The sequence below is a fragment of the Bradyrhizobium sp. KB893862 SZCCT0404 genome (assembly GCF_018130885.1).
Taxonomy (GTDB): Bacteria; Pseudomonadota; Alphaproteobacteria; order Rhizobiales; family Xanthobacteraceae; genus Bradyrhizobium; species Bradyrhizobium stylosanthis.
In genome coordinates this window covers 611,053-632,544 of record NZ_JAFCLT010000003.1, presented here as the reverse complement: position 1 = coordinate 632,544, position 21,492 = coordinate 611,053, and the positions used below count along the sequence as shown (strand labels likewise).

The following is a 21,492-nucleotide window of genomic DNA, read 5'->3' as shown; positions in this document are numbered from 1 at the left end:
CATTTACCGCAGTCCTGTTTTGCCTTTTGGATGGGTTGACCCGCCTGCCTCATCCGGCCAATTTCCCCGCCGGTTTGGGGAGTACAACAACCATGAAACGTTCGATTTTCGGCGTGGCCGCGGCTTTTGCTCTGGCGGCGTCGGCACCTTGCGCGCATGCGCAATCCTTCATCAACGTGCTGACCGGCGGCACCTCCGGCGTCTACTATCCGCTCGGCGTCGCGATCGGGAAGATCTACGGCGACAAGATTCCGAACGTGAAGACGCAGGTGCAGGCCACCAAGGCGTCGGTCGAGAACCTGATCCTGCTGCAGCAGGGCCGCGGCGAGCTGGCGTTCACGCTGGGCGACTCGCTGAAGGCCGCCTGGGAGGGCGAGGAGGAGGCTGGCTTCAAGACCAAGCTGGACAAGCTGCGCACCATCGGCGCGATCTATCCGAACTACATCCAGATCGTCGCCACCGCCGAAAGCGGCATCAAGACGCTCGCGGACCTCAAGGGCAAGAGCCTGTCGGTCGGCGCGCCGAAGTCGGGCACCGAGCTGAACTCGCGCGCGATCCTCGGTGCCGCTGGCATGAGCTACAAGGACCTCGGCAAGGTCGAGTACCTGCCGTTCGCCGAATCCGTCGATCTCATGAAGAACCGCCAGCTCGGGGCGACCCTTCAGTCCGCCGGCCTCGGCGTGGCCTCGCTGAAGGACCTCTCGACCTCGGCCTCGATCACCGTCGTGTCGGTGCCGAAGGAGACCGTCGACAAGATCGGCCCGCCCTTCATCTCGGCGACCATTCCCGCCAACACCTATACCGGCCAGGACAAGGATGTGCCGACCGCGGCCGTGGTCAATTATCTCGTGACCTCTTCCGCCGTCTCCGACGACCTCGCCTACCAGATGACGAAGCTGGTCTACGAGTCGCTGCCGGAACTGCAGAATGCCCACGCGGCCGGCAAGGAGATCAAGCTCGAGTCCGCCGCCACCGGCAGCCCGGTTCCGCTGCACCCCGGCGCGATCCGCTATTACAAGGAAAAGGGGCTGATCAAGTAGGGTCGGCCCGTTCCGTCCTGTGTCGTCATTCCGGGATGGTCCGAAGGACCAGACCCGGAATCTCGAGATTCCGGGTTCGATGCTTCGCATCGCCCCGGAATGACGGAAGAGAGTGTTCGTGGATGCCCGGGGCAAGCCCGGGCATGACGGCGCGGGTGGACCGTGCCAACCTATAAGCGTTGAGCGGCTGGGGACAATTGAGATGCTGGAAAAGGCAGAGGGCGCCGCTGCGCCCGAGAAGGTCAAAGTCGAGTTCGACAATTTCGAGCACGGTTTCCCCGAAGGTTTCGGCCCGGGCTGGTGGGGCACGCTCGCCTACTGGGTCGGCATCGCCTTTGCGACCTTCCAGCTCTATGTCGCCGCCTTCAACTATCTGCCGAGCCAGGTGGTGCGTGGCGTCCATGTCGGCTTCCTGGTGCTGCTCACCTTCGGCCTGATCGCCAACTTCACCGCGAAGAGCAATGCCGGCCGCGCGCTCGGCTGGGTGATCGGCGGTGCCGGCTTCTTCTGCGGGCTCTATCAGTGGATCTTCTATGCCGACCTGATCGCGCGCGACGGCGATCCGACCCGGCTCGATCTCGTGGTCGGCACGCTGCTCGCAGTGCTGATCTTCGAGGGCACACGGCGGCTGATGGGTGCGGCGCTGCCGCTGATGTGCGGCGCCTGCTTGCTCTACTGGTTCTTCGGGCAATACCTGCCGTCGCCGCTCAACCATCGCGGCTATGACTTCGACCAGATCGTCACGCATCTGTCGTTCGGCACTGAAGGTTTTTACGGCGTGCCGATCTACGTTTCGGCGACCTACATATTCCTGTTCATCCTGTTCGGCTCGTTCCTGGAGCGCGCCGGCATGATCCAGCTCTTCACCGACGTTTCTCTCGGACTGTTCGGCCGCACCCGCGGCGGTCCCGCCAAGGTCGCGGTGTTCGCTTCGGGCATGATGGGCACGATCTCCGGCTCGGGTGTCGCCAACGTCGTCACCGTCGGCCAGTTCACGATTCCCCTGATGATCAGGTTCGGCTACCGCCGCGCCTTCGCGGCCGGCGTCGAAGCCACGGCCTCGATGGGCGGCCAGATCATGCCGCCGGTGATGGGCGCGGTTGCCTTCATCATGGCGGAGACGCTTGGCGTCCAGTACTCGGAGATCGTCAAGGCGGCGGCGATCCCGGCGATCCTCTATTTCGCGTCGGCGTTCTGGATGGTGCATCTGGAAGCCGGCAAGCACGGCCTCGTCGGCATGAAGCGCTCGGAGATTCCGAGCGCGTGGAGGGCGCTGGTGACGCGCTGGTACCTCGTGCTGCCGCTCGCCGCCCTCGTCTACATGCTGTTCGAGGGCTTTACTCCGCTCTATGCCGGCAGCATGGGCCTCGCGCTCACCGTGACGCTGATCCTCGGCACCGCCATCACGACGGGTGCGTCCTCGATGGTGATCCGCATCATCTTCTGGGTCGGGCTTGCGCTGGTCGTCGCCGCGCTGTCGCGCGACGGCCTCCAGATTGTGCCCGTCGCGAGTGTCGTGGTCGGGCTGATCGTGATCACCGCGTTCGTCCGTGGTGGATTCAAGGCCCTGCGCGAATGCCGCGACGCACTGGCAGAGAGCGCGAAATCCGCCATCACCGTCGGCATGGCGTGCGCCATCGTCGGCGTCATCATCGGCATGATGTCGCAGACCGGCGTCGGCACCATCTTCGGCAGCTGGGTGATCGGGCTCGGTGAGAAGAGCCTGTTCCTGGCGCTGATCATGACCATGCTGCTGTCGATCCTGCTCGGCACCGGCATTCCGACCATCCCGACCTACATCATCACCGCCGCGCTCGCAGCACCGGCGCTGGCCAAGCTCGGCGTGCCCCTGATCGCGAGCCACATGTTCGCGTTCTACTACGGCATCATGGCCGACCTCTCGCCGCCGGTGGCGCTCGCTGCGCTTGCCGCGGCGCCGATCGCGAAGGAGAATCCGGACAAGATCGGCTGGGAGGCGATGCGCATCGCGCTCGCCGGCTATGTCATCCCCTTCATCTTCGTCTATTCGCCGGCGCTGATGCTGCAGGCGGGCGATCCCATGGCGGCCAAGCTCGGCTTCTATGGCGCGGTGGCGCTGGCGACCGTGAAGGCGCTGGTGGCGATCGCGCTGTTCGGCATGGTCGCGATCGGCTTCCTGTTCACGCGGCTGACGCTGCTCGAGCGTGTCGTGGCGCTGGGCGCCGCGATGTGCCTGCTCGGCGACTTCCCGTTCAGCGACACCGCGGGCTTCGTGCTCTCGGCAGCGCTCGTGCTGTGGCAGTGGCGGCAGCGGCCGCCGGCGCCGGTCGAGGCGGTGTGAGCCTCTGCCTCGCAACAGCCGGGGCGACGAAGGCGCTGGCGCTGTCGGCGTTCACGCTGGTGTGGACACATTCGATCGCGAAGGTGGACTGGCAGGAAGACTGGCGCGTCACGCCTGCCGGCCTCGAACTGGTGCAGGCCCGCGTCAAGGGCACCGGCCCCGGCATGGAGCCGCCGCCCGAGGCGCGGCTGGTCGACGGCTGGTTTCAATGGAAGCCGCAGCGCGCACCGATGCCGGAGGTGGTACTCGGCAATTCCGGCGCGGCGGGCGAATGGCGGCTGTGCCATGAGGGAAGCTGCCAGACGCTTTCGGAGATTGTCGGCCATCACGTCGGTGCTAACGTCACGACGATGAAAGTTTGCAGCGATCCGTAGCCCGGATGAGCGCAGCGACATCCGGGGCCACTATTCCCGGATATCGCTGCGCTCATCCGGGCTACAAAGAACAATAAAGGGAGACCACGATGGATCGGCTCAAGGGCAAGGTTGCGATGGTGGTGGGGGCCGGCTCGATCGGACCCGGCTGGGGCAACGGCAAGGCGACCGCGGTGACCTTCGCGCGCGAGGGCGCGCAGGTGTTTTGCGTCGATCGCAACGGCGCGGCCGCCGAGGAGACCGCGAAGATCATCACCGGCGAGGGCGGCAAGGCGACGGCGTTCACCGCCGATGTTTCCCGGGCGAGCGAGATCGAGGCGATGGTGGCGGCGTGCCTGAAGGCCTATGGCCGCATCGACGTGCTCGACAACAATGTCGGCATCGCCGAGATGGGCAGCGTCGTCGATGTTGCCGAGGAGAGCTGGGACCGCGTCTTCACCGTCAACCTCAAGAGCTCCTATCTCGCCATGAAGCACGTCATCCCCGTGATGGTGAAGCAGGGCGGCGGCTCGATCATCAACATCTCCTCGATCGCCTCGATCCGCCATGTCGGGATTTCCTACGTCAGCTACAACGCCAGCAAGGCGGCGATGAACCAGCTGACGCGCTCCACCGCGATCGAGTTCGCGAAGAACCATGTGCGGGTGAACGCGATCCTGCCCGGCCTGATGAAGACGCCGATGGTGGAGCATTCAGCCGGCCTCGCCAACAGCTACGCCAAGGGCGACGTCGAGGCGATGTGGCGCGCCCGCGATGCGCAGGTGCCGATGGGCCACATGGGCGAGGCCTGGGACGTCGCGAATGCCGCGCTGTTCCTGGCATCGGACGAGTCGAAATATGTGACGGGCATCGAGCTGGTGGTGGACGGCGGCATCACCTGCAAGGCGGGGGCGTAGTCGCCGCTTCTCGGTTGTCGTCCCGGATCTGCGCTTCGCTTGTCCGGGACGACAGTGGAACGTGTTTAGCGACCTACTGCGCCAGGGCCAAAATCCCGCCGGCAAACGAGTGCCATGCGGCCGTCTCGCTGATCGGCCAGTTCAAGAACTTCACCGCCAGCATCGCGAGCGTGCCGTAAATGTAGACTGGATGCACGCGGCCTTCAGTGCGCCAGTCGCGCACCATGGCGACGACGAGCAGGAGCGAGGCGACCACGGCCGGCGCGATGGTGACGGGCACCGGGGGCGGGCCGGGCGGTCCTGATGGCGCGAGGAAGGTCAGGAACCAGCGCGCGATCGCGGCGTCGAGGATCGAGACCGCGGCGAGCAGCATCAGGCGCTTGTGAACTTCGGGCCTGCGCGTGTTGATGATTCCCAGCACGAAGACGACGGCAAAGAACGCGATGCCGGTCATCGGCACGACCGAGAAGACGATGCCGGCATCCTTCTGCCCGAGCGCAGCGGCGTGCTGCATCACGTGCACCGAGGCGAGGAAGCCGAAGATCGTCATCGCGGTCGCGAGCGAGACGCCGGCAATGCCGAGAGAGCGGTGATTGACCACGCGGCCCGAGGCCGCGAGCCAAGTCTGGATCACGAAATAGAGAGACCATGTGAAGAACAACAGGCCGTGAAAATGAATCACGGGGCTTGCAGAGAACGTCCGGTGAGCGAGCGGCACCCAATAGGTCGGCGCGAAACCCAGAAAAGCCGTGGCCGCGCAGGCCAGGGCCATGTGGAAATAAAAATATCGTGCAGGCGACGCATCACGCGCGCGTACACGACGGTCGTCGATCAGGGTTGTCATCAAGGATGAGTCTGGAGGAGTGGCGTTTGGTTCAAGCCGCATTGTCGTCCCGGCCCCCCGCGCGCAGTTGCGCGCCTAGACCGGGACGACCAGACTATCCCCCCGCGCTCAATTCCGCGCGATCCAGCTCCTCCTCGAGCCGATGGAATGCGTCGTCGCCGATCACCTCGGTGGCACGGAGGTCGAACAGGGATTGGCGCGCGGCCACGATGGCGCGGCGGCGCAGGGGATCGGCCGGCAGCTCGCCGCTGGCGATGCCGCCGTTCGGATCGGTCTCGGCCTGCATCAGGAGGGCGCGATATTCGAGCCGCAGGATCTCCGCCTCCTCCGACGGATCGCTTTCGATCGCATCGAGCGCCGCGCGATAGGCCACCGCGCGGCCGCGCGCGACCTCGATGCCGACGGGATCGTCGTCCTTCAAATTGAAGGCGAGGATCAGCGGCCGCAGCGTCAGGCCCTGGATGATGAGCGACCCCAGCACCACGGCAAAGGCGATGAAGACGATGAAGTCGCGAAAGGGGAAGTTCTCCGGCAGCGCGAAGGCGGTGGCCAGCGTGACGAGGCCGCGCATGCCGCACCAGGAGATGATGAGACCGCCTTTCGGCGAGGCGACCTGCTTCGGGTCCTTGGGATGATAGAGGTTGTGCGCGATCAGCACGCGCAACGTCGTGCGATAGAACGTCACCCAGGACAGGCGCACCAGGACCACGGTGAGCAGGATCCAGGCCGCCGCCACGCAATATTCCCAGCGCACGTCGGTATCCAGCCGCGTCCAGATCGGCCGCATCTGCATGCCGATCAGCATGAAGGCGAGCACGTTGAGCACGAACACCGTCGTCTCCCACACCGCGTAGGACGGCACCCGCAGCCGCGCCGGCATGCGCTCGCCTGCGGTGCGCGCCAGGGCGATGGCATAGACGACGATGGTGAGGATGCCGGAGAGGCCGAGATGCTCGGCGGCGATCCAGATCAGGAAGGTGGTGGCGAACTGGACGATGATCGCGCTCGGCGCTTCCGTCACCCGTTCCATGATGGGTGGAATGATGCGCGCCGCGACGAGGCCGGCGATGACGCTGCCGACCAGTGCCAGCGCCATGGTCGGCGCGACCTGGCTCCAGCTCAGATGCTCGGTGACGACCGCACCGACGGCGATGCGATAGATCAGCAGCGCGCTGGCGTCGTTGAGCAGGCTTTCGCCCTCCAGCACCTTCACCATGCGATGGGGCAGCTTGACCTGGCTGAGGATCGCGACAGCGGCCGCGGCATCCGGCGGCGCCACGATGGCCCCCAGCGCAATGGCGGCAGCCCAGGGCATGTCGGGCATCAGCCGGTGCGCGACGTAGGCAACGCCCGCCGTGGTCAGGCCGACCGCGGCGACCACCAGGGTCGAGACCGGAACCCAGTTGTTGCGGAGGTCCCGCAGCGAGGTGTCGAACGCGGCATCGAGCAGGACCGGTGCGACAAAAAGCGCCAAGGCGAGATCAGGCTCCAGCGTCCAGGTCGGGCTGTGCGGCACGAAAGCGATCAGCGCGCCGCCGATGGCGAGAAAGGTCGGGTAGGGGACCTTGATCCGCCGCGCCAGCGCCGATAATGCAACGGCGCCGAGCAGCAGCGCGATGATCCATTCGAATGTCGACACAATCGTCCCCGAAACCGCTTTGGTTGGCGCCACAAGCTAGCACCAATCCGGCCGTATGATGGATAGTGCGTCCTCAAAGCAAGACATTCTCACTGCAACAAGCATGCGTTTTCAAAAACTCATCCAATGGTCGGCAGCCGCGATGTTTTCGGCCCTTTCGGCCGCCACGGCCCTCGGTGCGACCGGCGGCGAGCCCGCGGCCGTCGCGCAGGTCGATATCGCGCCCTGCCTGGCGGCCAGCGCCGCCGACGACATGGACAAGGCGAATGCCGCCTGCGCGGCCGTGATCGACAACGAGAAGACGGCGAAGGCGGACCTGGTCAGGGCGCTGGTCGCGCGCGGCGCGCTGCTGGCGCGGCACGACCAGATCGATCGTGCCATTGCCGACGACAGCCGCGCGCTCCAGCTCGACCCCACGCTCGCCGACGTCTTCAACGCGCGCGGCGAGCTCTGGTTGAAAAAGGGCGACAAGCCGAAGGCCGTGCAGGATTTCGGCGCCGCGCTCAAGATCGATCCCAACCACGAGAAGGCCAAGGCCAATCACAAGGCGATGGCGCGCGAGCTGGAGCGCATCGGCGCGCAGATGGCGGTCGCCGGCAAACCCAGCTTCAATTGCGCCCGCGCATCCCGCGCGGTGGAGAAGGCGATCTGCAGGGATCGCGAGCTCGCAGATCTCGACCGCGAGATCTTCGGGTCGAACGCGCGCGCGGTCCGGGAGGCGCGCAATCCCGCGGAGGCCAAGGCGCTGCAGCGCGAGCAGGACGAGTTCATCGCCCGCCGCAATGCGGGATATGGCCGGCCGGGGTACGACCTGAAGAAGGCGATGCAGGAACGTCTGCAGCGGATCAACGGCGTGGACGGGTATTGAGTTTCTCCGCCTCGTAAGAGGTCGTCATGCCCGGGCTTGTCCCGGGCATCCACGTGCTCCGGGGCTACGGCCAAGGCGTGGATGGCCGGGACAAGCCCGGCCATGACGGCGTGGACACGCCCCGAAATTGAACCCATGCCTTCCCCGCGGCGACAACGATGAAACCTGTTGTCACGGAGCCTTCCCGATGTGCGGCACGCATCCTTCCGCGCAAACGTTCCCGTTTGCCAAATCCTCGCTGCGCACCTTCCTCTTCAGCGCGGCCATGAGCCTCGTTCTCGCAGGCCCGGCCTCGGCCGCCGTCGACTGCGTCGCGGGCAGCAAGGCCCCTCCGGCCGAACTCATCGCGTCCTGCGCGGCCGTCATCGACCAGACCGCAAATCCGGCCTCGGATCGCGCCGCCGCGCTGCTGGTGCGGGCCGACGCCAATGCGCGGACCTCGGGCGGCCTGACCCAGGCGCTGCGCGATATCGACCGCGCCATCGCGCTCGACGGCAAGAATGCAAAAGCCTGGCGCCTGCGCGGCGATCTCCTGCGCGAGGCCGGCGGAGACCTCAACCGCGCCGCTTCCGATCTCAGCAAGGCGATCGAGCTCGATCCGCAGGATGCGGAGGCCTTTGAATTGCGTGGCGTGGTCTACACCACTCAGCGCCGGCTCGACCGCGCGCTCGCCGATTACGACCAGGCGATCAAGCTGAAGCCGGACAATGCGCAGGCCTGGTCCGACCGCGGCGTCACCTATTATCTCGGCGGCGACAACGACAAGGCGATCCGCGATCTCAGCGAGGCGCTGCGGCTCGATCCGAACCGGCCGCGCAGCTACACCAACCGCGGCGCGGCCTACAAGAAGCTCGGCCAGCTCGACAAGGCGGTCGCGGACGACGGCGAGGCGATCAGGCTCGATCCGAAGATCCCCGAATATTACGACAATCGCGGCCTGACGCTGGCCGCGATGGGCCAGTACGACAAGGCGATCGCCGATTACGACCAGGCGCTGCGGCTGGCGCCCAAGCCGAACTTCTTCACCAATCGCGGCGATTCCTACCAGATGAAGGGCGAGCTCGGAGCGGCGTTGAGCGACTACGAATCCGCGCTGAAGGTCGATCCGAATTTCGCGCAGACCTATAACAACCGCGCCGTGCTCTACAAGAAGATGGGCGAGCGCAGGAAGGCTTTGGCCGACTATGAGACCGCTTTGAAGCTCGATCCCGGCAACGACAACGCCGCCAACGGCCGCCGCATCATGATCGCGGAGATCGCGAAATTCGGCGACGCCCCGCAGCGGCCGCTCGCGGCGAATTCGGGCAACGGTCCGTCGTTCGAATGCGCGACCGCCAGGCGCGAGGTCGAGAAGGTGATCTGCGCCGATCCGCAACTCGGCGTGCTCGACCGCCAGATCGCCGAGACTTACGAGCGCGTGCTGAAATCCGCGAGCAAGAGCTCGGCGACCTACCTGCGCAAGACCCAGCGCGATTTCCTCTCCACCCGCAATGCCAGCTTCGGCCGCCCGGGCTACGATCTCCGGAAGATCATGCAGGAACGGTTGCAGAAGCTGAACGCGATGGAGAGCTGAGGCGGGGTTCTTCGCCTCTCGCCGCCTGTCGTGGGAAATCGCAAATTTTCATCGGCACGAGATCGTCATGCCCGGGCTTGTCCCGGGCATCCACGTTCTTCGCGCCCCGTAACAAGACGTGGATGGCCGGGACAAGCCCGGCCATGACGCCGTGGAAGCTTCCGAGTCCCGCAAGAACGGGAAGAGGGAGAACATCTCCTGTTCTTTTCGGCTTGAACCGCGGCCCGTTCCCGGGAAAATAGCTCTCAAACAAGGCCGGCATTTGATCCGGGTCATGGCGGGACGGTTGTCCTGCCACATGGTCAGGGCCAGGCAACAAAGGGAACGGGAGCGCGGGAATGAACGTCCAGGGGAAGAGTCTCTATCACGAGGTCCATGCGCGCTCGCTGGCCGATCCCCAGGGTTTCTGGGCCGAGGCGGCCACGGAAATCGACTGGATCGAGACGCCGAAGACGATCTTCGACGCCTCCCAGGGCGTCTACGGCCGCTGGTTTACCGGCGGCGTCGTCAACACCTGCTACAACGCGCTCGACCGCCACGTCGAACGCGGCCGCGCCGATCAGGTCGCGCTGATCCACGATTCGCCGCTCACGGGTTCGATCACGAAGCTGACCTATGCCGAGCTCCTGGGCGAGGTGCAGGCGCTCGGCGCCATCATGCAGGATTTCGGCGTCGGCAAGGGCGACCGCGTCATCCTCTATATGCCGATGGTGCCGGAAGCGGTGGTCGCGATGCTCGCCTGCGCGCGGATCGGCGCGGTGCATTCGGTGGTGTTCGGCGGCTTTGCCGCAAAGGAGCTCGCCACGCGCATCGACGATGCGCAGCCGAAACTCATTCTCTCGGCGAGCTGCGGCATCGAGCCCGGCCGCATCGTGCAGTACAAGCCGCTGCTCGACGAAGCCATCAGGCTGGCCGGCAGCAAGCCGAAGGCCTGCATCGTGCTGCAGCGTCCGCAGCTCACCTGCGACCTGACGCCGGGCCGCGACTACGATTGGGCGAGCCTGCGCCGCAAGGCGATGAATGACGGCAAGAAAGCGCCGTGCGTGCCCGTCGCCGCCACCGATCCCCTCTACATCCTCTACACCTCGGGCACGACGGGCATCCCCAAGGGCGTCGTGCGCGACAATGGCGGCCATCTGGTCGCGGTGAAATGGTCGATGTTCAATCTCTATGGCGTCAAGCCGGGCGAGGTCTGGTGGTGCGGCTCCGACATCGGCTGGGTGGTTGGCCACAGCTACATCATCTACGGCCCGCTGCTGCATGGCGCGACCTCGATCATGTACGAGGGCAAGCCGGTCGGCACGCCCGATGCGGGTGCGTTCTGGCGCGTCATCAGCGAGCACAAGGCGGTCGCCTTCTTCACCGCGCCGACCGCGTTCCGCGCGATCCGGAAAGAGGATCCGGAAGGAAAATTCATCCGGCAATACGATCTGTCGAAATTCCGCACGCTGTTCCTCGCCGGCGAGCGCGCCGATCCGCCGACGGTCGAATGGGCGGAGCAGCAGCTGAAGGTGCCGGTCATCGACCATTGGTGGCAGACCGAAACCGGCTGGTGCATCGCCGGCAATCCGGTCGGCCTCGGCATGCTGCCGGTGAAGCACGGCTCGCCGACGGTGCCGATGCCGGGCTATCAGGTCGACGTGGTCGATGAGGCGGCAAAGCCGGTGCCCGCGAACACCATGGGCTCGATAGTGATAAAACTGCCGATGCCGCCGGGATGCCTGCCGACGCTGTGGAATCAGGACGCGCGCTTCAAGGAGGCGTATCTCAGCGAATTCCCCGGCTATTACAAAACCTCGGACGCCGGTTACAAGGACGAGGACGGCTATGTCTTCGTGATGGGCCGCACCGACGACATCATCAACGTCGCAGGCCATCGCCTCTCCACCGGCGGCATGGAGGAGATCCTGGCCTCACATCCGGATGTCGCCGAATGCGCCGTGCTCGGCGTCAAGGATGCGATCAAGGGCGAGGTGCCCTGCGGCTTCCTGGTGCTCAAGGCCGGCGTGAAGCGCGCGCCTGCCGAGATCGAGAAGGAGATCGTCGCGCTGGTGCGCGACCGGCTCGGCCCGGTCGCCGCCTTCAAGCTCGCCATCACCGTCGGCCGCCTGCCCAAGACGCGCTCGGGCAAGATCCTGCGCGGCACCATCAAGAAGATCGCCGACGGTGAGGCCTGGACCATGCCGGCGACGATCGAGGATCCCAAGGTGCTGGACGAGATCGGCGAGGCGCTGAAGGGGCGGGTGTGAGGTTTGGGCCTGTCATTCCGGGGCGATGCGAAGCATCGAACTATGGGGCGCAATTGCGCCCCTGAGAATCTCGAGATTCCGGGTTCGGTCCTGCGGACCGCCCCGGAATGACGGCCTTGCCGACTTACAATCTCCGCATTCCGCGCTAAACAGGGGCGGACAACAAGGGACCCTCGATGCCACTCGCCATCGCGCCGCGCCTGCTCGCAGCCGTCACTCTCGCCATCGCTCTCTCCGCCTGCTCGGCGCGCTATCAGACGCCGGTGGCGGTGGGCGGCGACGACGACGACGCGGTCTGCCAAAGCCGCGGCTATGCGCAGGGCTCGCCGGAATACGTGGCATGCCGCAAGGACCGCGACGTCCAGCGCAATGCCGCAACCGCCCGCGCCGACCGCCGCCAGCGCGATCTCGGCGAGTACATGCTGAACCATCCTGATCGGCCGTAAGCACGGGCGCGGAATTATCCTGCCGCGCCGTCCCGCCCGCAATCGCGCATCACGTGACACATCTGCAACGCGACGGCCAAATCGTTTCGCGTTTGTCCTGATTTGATCGGCGTCAAATCCTTCACCATTGCCTTTCTGCTCTGACGCTCACGTCGCGCAACGACGCGCGGCTATGGCTGAAGGGGAATGCAATGGACGGAACGATAAGAAACTGGGCGCGGCTCGCGACACTCGGCGCGATGCTCGCGGGGACCTTTGCCTCGGCGCAGGCTGCCGATTTGCCCGTTTACAAGAAGGCGCCGCCGCCAGTGGAGGCGTTCAATCCCTGGATGGTGCGCCTGCGCGTGCTCGGCGTGTTGCCGGATGCGGGTGGCTCCACCGTCAATGTCGCGGGCGTGCCGTCGCTGTCGTCGCCGAACTCCGGCCTCTCGATCAGCGATCAGGTCGTGCCCGAGCTCGACATCAGCTATTTCTTCACGAAGAACATCGCGGCGGAATTGATCCTCGGCGTGACCCGGCACTCGATCAGCGGCACCGGCTCGCTCGCGAGCCTGCCGATCGGCAAGACCACGCTGCTGCCGCCGACGCTGACGCTGCAATATCACTTCGACAATTTCGGCGCGTTCAAGCCGTATATCGGCGCAGGCGTGAACTACACCGTGTTCTTCAACAATTCGGCTGCGAATTCGCCGGCCGCCATCGCCGGTCCGCCCGCGATCGTCGCCACCACCACGAACCTGCACGTCAGCAACGCGTGGGGCGGCGCGGTGCAGTTCGGCTTCGACTACATGCTCGACCGGCACTGGGGTCTCAACGTCGACGTCAAGAAGCTCTGGCTGCGGCCGGACTACAGCGCGACCGTCAGCGGCCTGCCGGTGACCGGCACCGCGCACATCGATCCGTGGCTGGTCGGCGCTGGCGTGACGTACAAGTTCTAGCCGTCGCCGGGACGACACCGAGGGTGAGGCGAGTTCTGACAAACAAAAACGCGGCCGGTTTTGCCCGCCGCGTTTGCATTCGATGACGAATGAACGAGAGTGGATTACTCCTCCTCGTCCTCCTGCTTCTTGCCGCCGAGCGTCTTCAGCTTGGCGAACACGGCGTCGACGTTGAGGTCGTCGCTGGACTTCTCCGCGGGCTCGTACTCGTCCTTGCGGGTGGTCTCGGAGGCCGGCAGCAGGGTGGCGCCGCCATAGGCCGCGTCGATCGGCTTTTCCTTGGCCGCGCGCTGCACCTCGAAATCGAGCTCGATCTGCGAGCAGAGGCCCAGGGTGACCGGGTCGATCGGGGTCAGCTGGGAGGTGTTCCAGTGGGTGCGGTCGCGCACGCTGGCGATCGTGCTCTTGGTGGTGCCGACCAGACGCATGATCTGGGCGTCCTTGAGCTCGGGATGGCTGCGCAGCAGCCAGAGGATGGCGCTGGGGCGCTCGTGGCGGCGCGAGACCGGGGTGTAGCGCGGGCCCTTGCGCTTGGGCTGCGGCGGCAGCACCACCTTGCTCTCCTGCAGGCGGAGCCGGTAATCCGGGTTTTTCTCGCCCTTCTCGATCTCCTCGCGGGTCAGCTGGCCGTTGGAGAGGGGGTCCATGCCCTTGATGCCCTGGGCGGCGTCGCCGTCGGCGATGGCGCGCACCTCGAGGGGATGCATTTTGGTGAAATCGGCGACCTGGTCGAAGGTCAGCGCGGTGTTGTCGAGCAGCCAGACGGCGGTCGCCTTGGGCATCAGAGGTGCGTTGCTCATGGCAAATCTCCTTTGTGCTTCGCCCACCCCTCTGGAGGCGAAACCGGTGGTCATCAGCGATGACAGGGAATTCGCGCTATATAAGCCCGGAGGGGGTAGCCACGCAATGGTTCTGCTATAGATAGTGCCTTGACAGCGCCCGAAAGGGGGCCCAATTCCCTCTCTAGTCCCGTAAGCCCGTACCTAAGCCCTATTCATCCATCCGACCGCTTTCCCGCCCATTTGGCGAGGTGATTCGGTCCCGAGATCGCTCAATGTCAGCCAAACCAGACCTCAAGATCGTGCTTTGTTCTCCCCGCGGCTTCTGTGCCGGGGTGGTCCGGGCGATCGACACCGTGGAACGGGCGCTCGATAAGTACGGCGCCCCCGTCTATGTTCGCCATGAGATTGTGCACAACAAATACGTCGTCGACGGGTTGAAAAAGAAGGGTGCCATCTTCGTCGAGGAGCTGGCGGAAATCCCGGAAAACACCACCGCGCCGGTGGTGTTCTCGGCCCATGGCGTGCCGAAATCGGTTCCGGCCGACGCCCAGTCCCGCAATCTGTTCTCGCTGGACGCGACCTGCCCGCTGGTGACCAAGGTGCACCGCGAGGCCGCGATCCACTTCAAGCGCGGCCGCGAGATCTTCCTGATCGGCCATTCCCATCACCCCGAGGTGGTCGGCACGCTCGGCCAGCTTCCGGTCGGCGCCGTGACCCTGATCGAGACCGCCGAGGACGCCAAGACCATCAATCCGAAGGACCCGAACAACCTGGCCTTCGTGACCCAGACCACGCTGTCGATCGACGACACCGCTGAGATCGTGGCGCTGCTCAAGGAGCGCTTCCCGAACATCAACGGGCCGCACAAGGAAGACATCTGCTACGCCACCACCAACCGCCAGCTCGCGGTGAAGAAGGTGGCGCCGGTGGTGGACGCCCTCATCGTGGTCGGCGCGCCGAACTCGTCGAACTCGCAGCGCCTGCGCGAGGTCGCCGAGCGCGAGGGCTGCAGGATCGCGGTGCTGGCGCAGCGCGCCACCGACATCGACTGGAGCAAGTTCGGCAACATCGCGAGCCTCGGCATCACCGCGGGCGCCTCCGCGCCGGAAGTGATCGTCGAGGAGATCATGGACGCCTTCGCCGAGCGCTACACGCTGCATGTGGAGACGGTCTCGGCCGCGGAAGAGAACGAGTTCTTCCCGCTGCCGCGTCAGGTGCGCCCCGAAGCTGCCGCCGAGTAAGCTTTTATGGCGGTCTACACCGACGTTGCCGCCGACGAGCTTGCGGATTTTTTGAATCAATACGATCTCGGCGAATTGCTCTCCTACAAGGGCATCGCCGAGGGCGTCGAGAACTCCAACTTCCTGCTGCACACGACCAAAGGCTCGTTCATCCTCACGCTCTATGAAAAGCGCGTGGCGAAGAACGACCTGCCGTTCTTCCTCGCGTTGATGACGCATCTCGCCGAGCATGGCGTCAGTTGCCCGCTTCCCGTGAGGGCGAAGGACGGCGAGGCGCTGCGCGAGCTGTCGGGCCGTCCGGCTGCGATCATCACCTTTCTCGAAGGCGTCTGGCCGCGCAAGCCGAACGCGACGCATTGCGCGGGTGTCGGCGAAGGGCTGGCCAGGATGCATCTGGCCGGCGCGAACTTTGCGGTCCGTCGCGCCAATGCGCTCTCGGTTGCGGGCTGGCGGCCGCTGTTCGATGCAGCCGCGAGCCGCGCCGACGAGGTGCAGCCGGGCTTGCGCGCATTCCTCGCCGCCGAGCTCGACTATCTCTCGGGCGGCGTCTGGCCGGATAATCTGCCGGAGGGCGTGATCCACGCCGACCTCTTCAACGACAACGTCTTCTTCCTCGGCGACAAGCTCTCGGGCATCATCGACTTCACCTTCGCCTGCAACGACATGCTGGCCTATGACGTCGCGATCTGCCTCAACGCCTGGTGCTTCGAGCCGGATCACTCCTTCAACGTCACCAAGGCGCGTGCCTTCCTCAACGCCTATGGCCGCGTGCGCAAGCTGAGCGAAGCCGAAGAGGCCGCACTGCCGCTGCTGGCGCGCGGCGCTGCGATCCGCTTCCTGCTGACGCGGCTGGTGGACTGGCTCAACGTGCCGCCGGGCGCGCTGGTCAAGCCGAAGGATCCGCTGGAATATGTCCGCAAGCTGCGCTTCCACCAGAGCGTCACGAGCGTGCGCGATTACGGGCTGATGCCGTCAGGACTGGTCGCGTGAGCGAGCTTCCCAATGTCACGATCTATACCGACGGTGCCTGCTCGGGAAATCCGGGGCCCGGCGGCTGGGGCGCGATCCTGAAGTTCGGCGACAAGGAAAAAGAGCTGAACGGCGGCGAGCGTCACACCACCAACAACCAGATGGAGTTGATGGCGGCGATCTCCGCGCTCGAAGCGCTGAAGAAGCCGTGCACCGTCGATCTCTACACCGACAGCCAATATGTGCGGCAGGGCATCACCGGCTGGATCCACGGCTGGAAACGCAACGGCTGGCGCACCGCCGACAAGAAGCCGGTCAAGAACGTCGAGCTATGGCAGCGCCTGGATGCGGCGCTGAAGGCGCACGAGGTCCGCTGGCACTGGGTCAAGGGCCACGCCGGCCACCCCGAGAACGAGCGCGCCGATCAATTGGCGCGGGACGGGATCGTGAAGGCGCGGACGCAGGCGCGGATCAGCGAGTAGCGAGGGGCTCGCTCTCTCCATTCGTCATGCCGGGCTTGACCCGGCCATCCATGCCTTGCCGCGCGGAGCCAAGAACGTGGATGCCCGGGCCTTCGCCTCGCCGAAGCGGCTTCGGCCGCGCAGGCGGGACAAGCCCGGGCATGACGTCGTCCTTGGATAGAGAGGGGCTAAAGCTCAGAGCTGCCCGAGCAGCGTATCGCCGCCGGAGACCTCGACCTTGCCGGGCATCGCCTCGAGGTTCAGCTTCTTCACCACGCCGTCCTCGACCAGCATCGAATAGCGCTTGGAGCGGATGCCGAGGCCGTTGGCGGAGGCATCGAGCTCCATGCCGATCGCCTTGGCGAATTCGGCATTGCCGTCGGCGAGGAAGATCGCCTCGTCGCGCTGGTCGGTGTCGCGCTTCCAGGCGTTCATGACGAAGGCGTCGTTGACGGAGACGATCGCGATGGTGTCGACGCCCTTGTCCTTCATGGCATAGGCGTTGAGGAAGATGCTCGGCAGATGCATCTTGTGGCAGGTGCCGGTGTAGGCGCCGGGCACGGCGAACAGCGCCACCTTCTTGCCCTTGAAGATATCGTCGGTGGTCTTCACCTGCGGGCCTTCCGCCGTCATCACGCGGAATTTCGCCTCGGGCAGCTTGTCGCCAGTCTGGATCGCCATCGTCAGTCTCCCTGAAAATCGGTCCCGCTTTTTAGACCGGGCCGCGGGCCTGCACAATATTGCCGGCGGGGAAAGCGGCGGCGGTGGCCGCCCTTCACCGCGATGTCATCAGCCGGAAAAGCCGCCATTGTCGAGGAAGGCCTGCTCTTCCTCCGTGGTCGGACGCCCGAGGACGCGGTTGCGGTGGGGAAAGCGGCCGAACCGGCGGATGATGTCGGCGTGCACCCGGGCGTATTTCAGGTTCTCGGCACTGTCAGCCTCGTTGGCGACATTCTCGGCATTCTGAAACAGCGCGACGCAATGCTCCTGGTCGGGCAGGTGCTCGGAATGCATGAAGGGCAGATAGAGGAATTCGCGCAGCACGGGGTCGACCCTGCGGTCGGCGCCGCGATCGATGGCCCGGCGCGCGACCTCGCGTGCCAACGCATCGCTGGAAAACGTCCGGGGATCGTCGCGGAACATGTTGCGGGGAAACTGGTCGAGCACGATGACGAGCGCGAGCGCGCCGTCGTCGCTCGCCTCCCAGGCTGCCAGCTCGCCGGTGGCCGCCTTCTGCCACAGCGGAAGAAAGCGGCGCCGGACCTCCGCGTCGAAGGCGTCGCTGTGCTCGTACCAGCGCTCGCGGCCGGCCTCGCGCCAGAAAGCGAGAATGCCCGATGGCGTGGTGTCGTTAACGTCAGTCATGCTTCAAAGGCAGCCTCAGGCCGCCTCCGCCTTCTTCTCGTCGCGCAGCTGCCGGCGCAGGATCTTGCCGACATTGGTCTTCGGCAGGTCGCTGCGGAATTCGATGTGCTTGGGCACCTTGTAGCCGGTGAGCTGCTCCTGGCAGAACTTGATCACGGCTTCCGCGGTGAGGTTCGGATCCTTCTTCACCACGAAGGCCTTCACCGCCTCGCCCGACTTGGAGTCGGGGATGCCGATCACGGCGCATTCGAGCACGCCCGGATGGCTCGCGATCACTTCCTCGATCTCGTTCGGATAGACGTTGAAGCCGGAGACCAGGATCATGTCCTTCTTGCGGTCGACGATCTTGGTGTAGCCCTTCTCGTCCATCACGCCGATGTCGCCGGTGCGGAAATAGCCGTCCGGCGTCATCACCTTGGCGGTCTCTTCCGGCCTGTTCCAATAGCCCGACATCACCTGCGGGCCCTTGGCGCAGATCTCGCCGGGCTGGCCGAGCGGGACTTCGTTGCCGTCGTCGTCGCGGATCGAGATCCAGGTCGAGGGCACGGGGATGCCGATCGATCCCGAGAACTCGTTCGTGGTCGCGGGATTGCAGGTCAGCGTCGGCGAGGTCTCGGACAGGCCGTAGCCTTCGGCGATGAAGCAGCCGGTCACCGCCTTCCACTGCTCGGCCACCGGGCGCTGCACCGCCATGCCGCCGCCGTTGGAGATCTTCAGCTTGGAGAAGTCGAGCTTCTTGAAATCAGGATGATGCATCAGGCCGTTGTAGAGCGTGTTGACGGCCGGGAAGCTGTTGACCTGGTATTTCGCCAGCTCCTTGACGAAGCCCGCGATGTCGCGCGGGTTCGGGATCAGCAGATTGCAGCCGCCGGCGCGCACCGCGAGCAGGTAGCAGGCCGTCAGCGCGAAGATGTGATAGAGCGGCAGCGCGCAGACGATCATCAGCTGCTCGACATGCGGCGGCTGCGCCAGCGCCGGCTGCAGCCAGGCGTCGTTCTGCAGGACGTTGGCGACGATGTTGCGGTGGAGCAGGGTCGCGCCCTTGGAGACGCCGGTGGTGCCGCCGGTGTATTGCAGGAAGGCGACGTCGCCCGGCGACAGTTTTGGCTTGTTGAAGGTCTGCCCGCGGCCGGCCGAGATCGCGTCGTTGAACGACACCGCGCCCGGCAGCGACCAGGCCGGCACCATCTTCTTGACGCGGCGGACGACGAGATTGACGATCACGCCCTTGAAGCCGAGCAGGTCGCCCATGCTGCCGACGATGACGTGCTTCACGCCCGTCTTGGCGATCACCTGCTCGACGGTGTGCGCAAAGTTCTCCAGCACGATGATGGCTTCGGCGCCGGAATCCTTGAGTTGATGCTCGAGCTCGCGTGGGGTGTAGAGCGGGTTGACGTTGACGACGGCAAAGCCGGCGCGCAGCACCGCCGCGGTTGCAACCGGATATTGCAGCACGTTCGGCATCATGATCGCGACGCGCGCGCCGCGCTGGAGGCCGCGGCCCTGCAGATAAGCGGCGAGCGCCAGCGACATCTGGTCGAGGTCGCGATAGCTGATCGACTTGTCCATGCAGATGAACGCCTTGCGATCGGCGAACTTGCTGAAACTCTCCTCCAGCAGGTCGACCAGCGATGCGTACTGCGTCGGCTCGATATCAGCAGGCACGCCGGGCGGATATTGCTTGAGCCAGATGCGCTCCATGGAAAACTCCCCTCAATTTACCAGAGCCCGTTGTGTCTCGGGCTTGCCTCATTGCCGCCAGTATCGAGCCTGCCGGAACGGGTGGCAAGTCGTCGAGGCTTAGGGCAAAGGCCGGGGGGAGGCTACTGGAATCGTCGCAAACCGCGTTGCCGCAGGTGCGAAGCGCGGGGTGCGGTTTGATTTCCGAGGCGCGTTAACTGTTGTTGGCAGGCTTGGCGGCGGCCGGCTTGGTCGCGGCCTTGGGCTTGGGCTTGGCCGCCGGATCACCGCTCGCCGGCTTCTCGGCGGGTTTCGCCGCCGCATCGTGCTTGGCGGCGGCATGCTTGGTGCCGGCCGGCTTGGCCGCGGTCTTGGCGTCGCTCTTGGCGTCGGCCGGTTTGGCTGTCGCCGTCTTGGCGTCCTTCTTGTCCGCGGGCTTGTCGGCCGCGTCAGGCTTCTTGGCAACGCGCGACTTCTTGCCACGCGGCTTGGAGGCGGTCTGCTGGTCGGCGTCGGCTGCGACCGCCGCGATCAGGGCGGTGCCGGTGCGGGTCGGGCCGGTATAGACCAGCACCGGTTCAGCCGGCGCCGCCGCGGTGGCCATCAGCTCGGAAGCCTTCATCAAAGGCGGCTGCAGGCCGGCCGTGAAGAACGTCACCTGCGCTTCGCCGCCGGTGGCCGAGGCCGATCCGCTGGTGCCGCCATTGGTGGCGATCAGGGCATCGTCGTCGTCGCTGGCCGGCCGCTTGCGATGGCCGCCGCACATGTCCTCGCGCAGGTTCGGCGGCGAGGCGTCGACCGGCACCAGCTTGTCGACGGTACCGAGCGAGGGACGGAGCCAGGTGAGATTGTCCTGGGCAAAGCCGCGCTCGAGCAGCTGCGCCGCCTTCACCGCGCGGGCCGTGCCGGAATTGGCGCCGAGCACGACGGCGATCAGCCGGCGGCCGTTGCGCGTGGCGGAGGCCACGAGATTATAACCGGAGGCGCAGATGAAGCCGGTCTTGAAACCGTCGGCGCCGGGATAGCGGCCGATCAGCTTGTTGAAATTGCCGGTGACGCGCTTGCCGAAGCGGATCGCCGGGATGTGCACGAAATATTCGTATTCCGGCAGGTCGCGCAGGAACGAGCGGGCGAGAATGCCGAGGTCGCGGGCGGAGGTGATCTGGCCGTCGGCGGGCAGGCCGTTCGGATTGACGTAGCTCGTCTGCGTCATGCCGAGCTTCTGCGCGGTGTCGTTCATCATCGCCGAGAAGCCGTCGATCGAGCCGCCGACGCCTTCGGCGAGCACCACGGCCATGTCGTTGGCCGATTTGACCATCATCATCTTCAGCGCGTTGTCGACGGTGAGCTGTGTTCCCGGCCGGAACCCCATCTTCGACGGCGACTGCGAGGCGGCCGTCGGCGACACCGTGAGCAGCGTGTCGAGCGTGAGCCTGCCGTCCTTCACCGCCTTCAGCGTCACATAGGCGGTCATGATCTTGGTGACGGAGGCGGGATACCACGGGATCGTCGCGTTCTCCGCCTGCAGCACCTTGCCGCTCTCGGCTTCGATCAGCAGCAGCGCTTCGGCATTCGCGACGCGCGGCGCAAGCAATGCGGCGCATGCGAGGGAGGCAGCGAACAGGTTGAACAGGGATTTGCGAAGCAGCGGGCGAAGGGCGTGCACTATCCGATTCCGGTCCTTGGAGAGCCGCCTGATACGGACGGTTCTCGTGATCTGAGTTCGGGTTTGAAATCCGGCGCCGCCGCTTGCGGCGTCGCAAACCTATACCGGCTGATGCGTCGAGAATAGGGGGACCGGTGCGGT

At 65.6% G+C, this 21,492-nt stretch carries 19 protein-coding genes; 12 read left to right on the top strand and 7 right to left on the bottom strand.

Annotation, left to right across the window (positions count from 1 at the left end; all coding sequences use genetic code 11):
- Window positions 1-92: 92 nt before the first annotated feature.
- From JQ617_RS16960 to JQ617_RS16945, 4 genes are all read left to right on the top strand, one after another.
- The gene (locus tag JQ617_RS16960; RefSeq protein WP_212027279.1) at window positions 93-1,040 is read left to right on the top strand and encodes a TAXI family TRAP transporter solute-binding subunit; all 948 of its coding nucleotides are present in this window, start codon (window positions 93-95) and stop codon (window positions 1,038-1,040) included.
- A gap of 202 nt (window positions 1,041-1,242) precedes the next feature.
- Window positions 1,243-3,360 carry a TRAP transporter permease gene (locus tag JQ617_RS16955; protein ID WP_212027278.1) on the top strand — a complete coding sequence of 706 codons (2,118 nt, stop codon included), beginning with the start codon at window positions 1,243-1,245 and terminating at the stop codon, window positions 3,358-3,360.
- The gene (locus JQ617_RS16950) at window positions 3,357-3,734 is read left to right on the top strand and encodes a DUF1850 domain-containing protein (RefSeq protein ID WP_349630622.1); all 378 of its coding nucleotides are present in this window, start codon (window positions 3,357-3,359) and stop codon (window positions 3,732-3,734) included. Before JQ617_RS16955 ends, JQ617_RS16950 begins: the two co-directional genes overlap by 4 nt.
- Window positions 3,735-3,823: 89 nt before the next feature.
- Entirely contained in the window at window positions 3,824-4,630 is an 807-nt protein-coding gene (locus tag JQ617_RS16945; protein ID WP_212027277.1) for an SDR family NAD(P)-dependent oxidoreductase, read from the top strand.
- A 73-nt stretch (window positions 4,631-4,703) separates the two neighbouring features.
- Here the strand turns inward: JQ617_RS16945 and JQ617_RS16940 are convergent, their stop codons facing one another.
- Together JQ617_RS16940 and JQ617_RS16935 are read right to left on the bottom strand one after the other, a co-directional pair.
- The gene (locus JQ617_RS16940; RefSeq protein WP_212027276.1) at window positions 4,704-5,474 is read right to left on the bottom strand and encodes a hypothetical protein; all 771 of its coding nucleotides are present in this window, start codon (window positions 5,472-5,474) and stop codon (window positions 4,704-4,706) included.
- A gap of 94 nt (window positions 5,475-5,568) precedes the next feature.
- Complete coding sequence (locus tag JQ617_RS16935) at window positions 5,569-7,146, bottom strand: cation:proton antiporter (RefSeq protein ID WP_212027275.1); 1,578 nt, start codon at window positions 7,144-7,146, stop codon at window positions 5,569-5,571.
- Window positions 7,147-7,216: 70 nt separating this feature from the next.
- Here JQ617_RS16935 and JQ617_RS16930 point away from each other — a divergent pair, with 70 nt between their 5' ends.
- From JQ617_RS16930 to JQ617_RS16910, 5 genes are all read left to right on the top strand, one after another.
- Window positions 7,217-7,981, top strand: coding sequence for a tetratricopeptide repeat protein (locus tag JQ617_RS16930; protein ID WP_212027274.1), 765 nt, complete (start codon window positions 7,217-7,219; stop codon window positions 7,979-7,981).
- Between the two features lie 187 nt (window positions 7,982-8,168).
- Window positions 8,169-9,554 (top strand): tetratricopeptide repeat protein, encoded by a 1,386-nt coding sequence (locus JQ617_RS16925; RefSeq protein WP_212027273.1) that lies wholly within the window; start codon window positions 8,169-8,171, stop codon window positions 9,552-9,554.
- A 338-nt stretch (window positions 9,555-9,892) separates the two neighbouring features.
- Complete coding sequence (locus JQ617_RS16920) at window positions 9,893-11,803, top strand: propionyl-CoA synthetase (RefSeq protein WP_212027272.1); 1,911 nt, start codon at window positions 9,893-9,895, stop codon at window positions 11,801-11,803.
- Between the two features lie 176 nt (window positions 11,804-11,979).
- Window positions 11,980-12,249, top strand: coding sequence for a hypothetical protein (locus JQ617_RS16915; protein ID WP_145666821.1), 270 nt, complete (start codon window positions 11,980-11,982; stop codon window positions 12,247-12,249).
- A gap of 191 nt (window positions 12,250-12,440) precedes the next feature.
- The gene (locus JQ617_RS16910; protein WP_212027271.1) at window positions 12,441-13,187 is read left to right on the top strand and encodes an OmpW/AlkL family protein; all 747 of its coding nucleotides are present in this window, start codon (window positions 12,441-12,443) and stop codon (window positions 13,185-13,187) included.
- 104 nt (window positions 13,188-13,291) lie between these two features.
- On the opposite strand, the gene JQ617_RS16905 is transcribed toward JQ617_RS16910, so the two are convergent.
- Window positions 13,292-13,987 carry a DUF1013 domain-containing protein gene (locus JQ617_RS16905; protein WP_212027270.1) on the bottom strand — a complete coding sequence of 232 codons (696 nt, stop codon included), beginning with the start codon at window positions 13,985-13,987 and terminating at the stop codon, window positions 13,292-13,294.
- A gap of 254 nt (window positions 13,988-14,241) precedes the next feature.
- Here JQ617_RS16905 and ispH point away from each other — a divergent pair, with 254 nt between their 5' ends.
- The 3 genes from ispH to rnhA are packed head-to-tail and all read left to right on the top strand — an operon-like array spanning window position 14,242 to window position 16,661.
- The gene (gene ispH, locus JQ617_RS16900) at window positions 14,242-15,210 is read left to right on the top strand and encodes a 4-hydroxy-3-methylbut-2-enyl diphosphate reductase (protein ID WP_212027269.1); all 969 of its coding nucleotides are present in this window, start codon (window positions 14,242-14,244) and stop codon (window positions 15,208-15,210) included.
- A 6-nt stretch (window positions 15,211-15,216) separates the two neighbouring features.
- Window positions 15,217-16,200, top strand: a complete 984-nt coding sequence (locus tag JQ617_RS16895; protein ID WP_212027268.1) for a homoserine kinase — start codon at window positions 15,217-15,219, stop codon at window positions 16,198-16,200.
- Window positions 16,197-16,661 (top strand): ribonuclease HI, encoded by a 465-nt coding sequence (gene rnhA, locus JQ617_RS16890; protein ID WP_212027267.1) that lies wholly within the window; start codon window positions 16,197-16,199, stop codon window positions 16,659-16,661. The genes JQ617_RS16895 and rnhA overlap by 4 nt, the downstream gene beginning before the upstream one ends.
- Window positions 16,662-16,835: 174 nt before the next feature.
- Here the strand turns inward: rnhA and JQ617_RS16885 are convergent, their stop codons facing one another.
- The 4 genes from JQ617_RS16885 to JQ617_RS16870 all read right to left on the bottom strand — a co-directional run bounded on the left by JQ617_RS16885 (window position 16,836) and on the right by JQ617_RS16870 (window position 21,351).
- Window positions 16,836-17,321 carry a peroxiredoxin gene (locus JQ617_RS16885; RefSeq protein ID WP_008543132.1) on the bottom strand — a complete coding sequence of 162 codons (486 nt, stop codon included), beginning with the start codon at window positions 17,319-17,321 and terminating at the stop codon, window positions 16,836-16,838.
- 108 nt (window positions 17,322-17,429) lie between these two features.
- Window positions 17,430-18,005 (bottom strand): DUF924 family protein, encoded by a 576-nt coding sequence (locus JQ617_RS16880; protein WP_212027266.1) that lies wholly within the window; start codon window positions 18,003-18,005, stop codon window positions 17,430-17,432.
- 15 nt (window positions 18,006-18,020) lie between these two features.
- The gene (locus JQ617_RS16875; protein ID WP_212027265.1) at window positions 18,021-19,706 is read right to left on the bottom strand and encodes a long-chain fatty acid--CoA ligase; all 1,686 of its coding nucleotides are present in this window, start codon (window positions 19,704-19,706) and stop codon (window positions 18,021-18,023) included.
- 193 nt (window positions 19,707-19,899) lie between these two features.
- Entirely contained in the window at window positions 19,900-21,351 is a 1,452-nt protein-coding gene (locus JQ617_RS16870; protein ID WP_212027264.1) for a D-alanyl-D-alanine carboxypeptidase family protein, read from the bottom strand.
- Window positions 21,352-21,492: the final 141 nt, after the last annotated feature.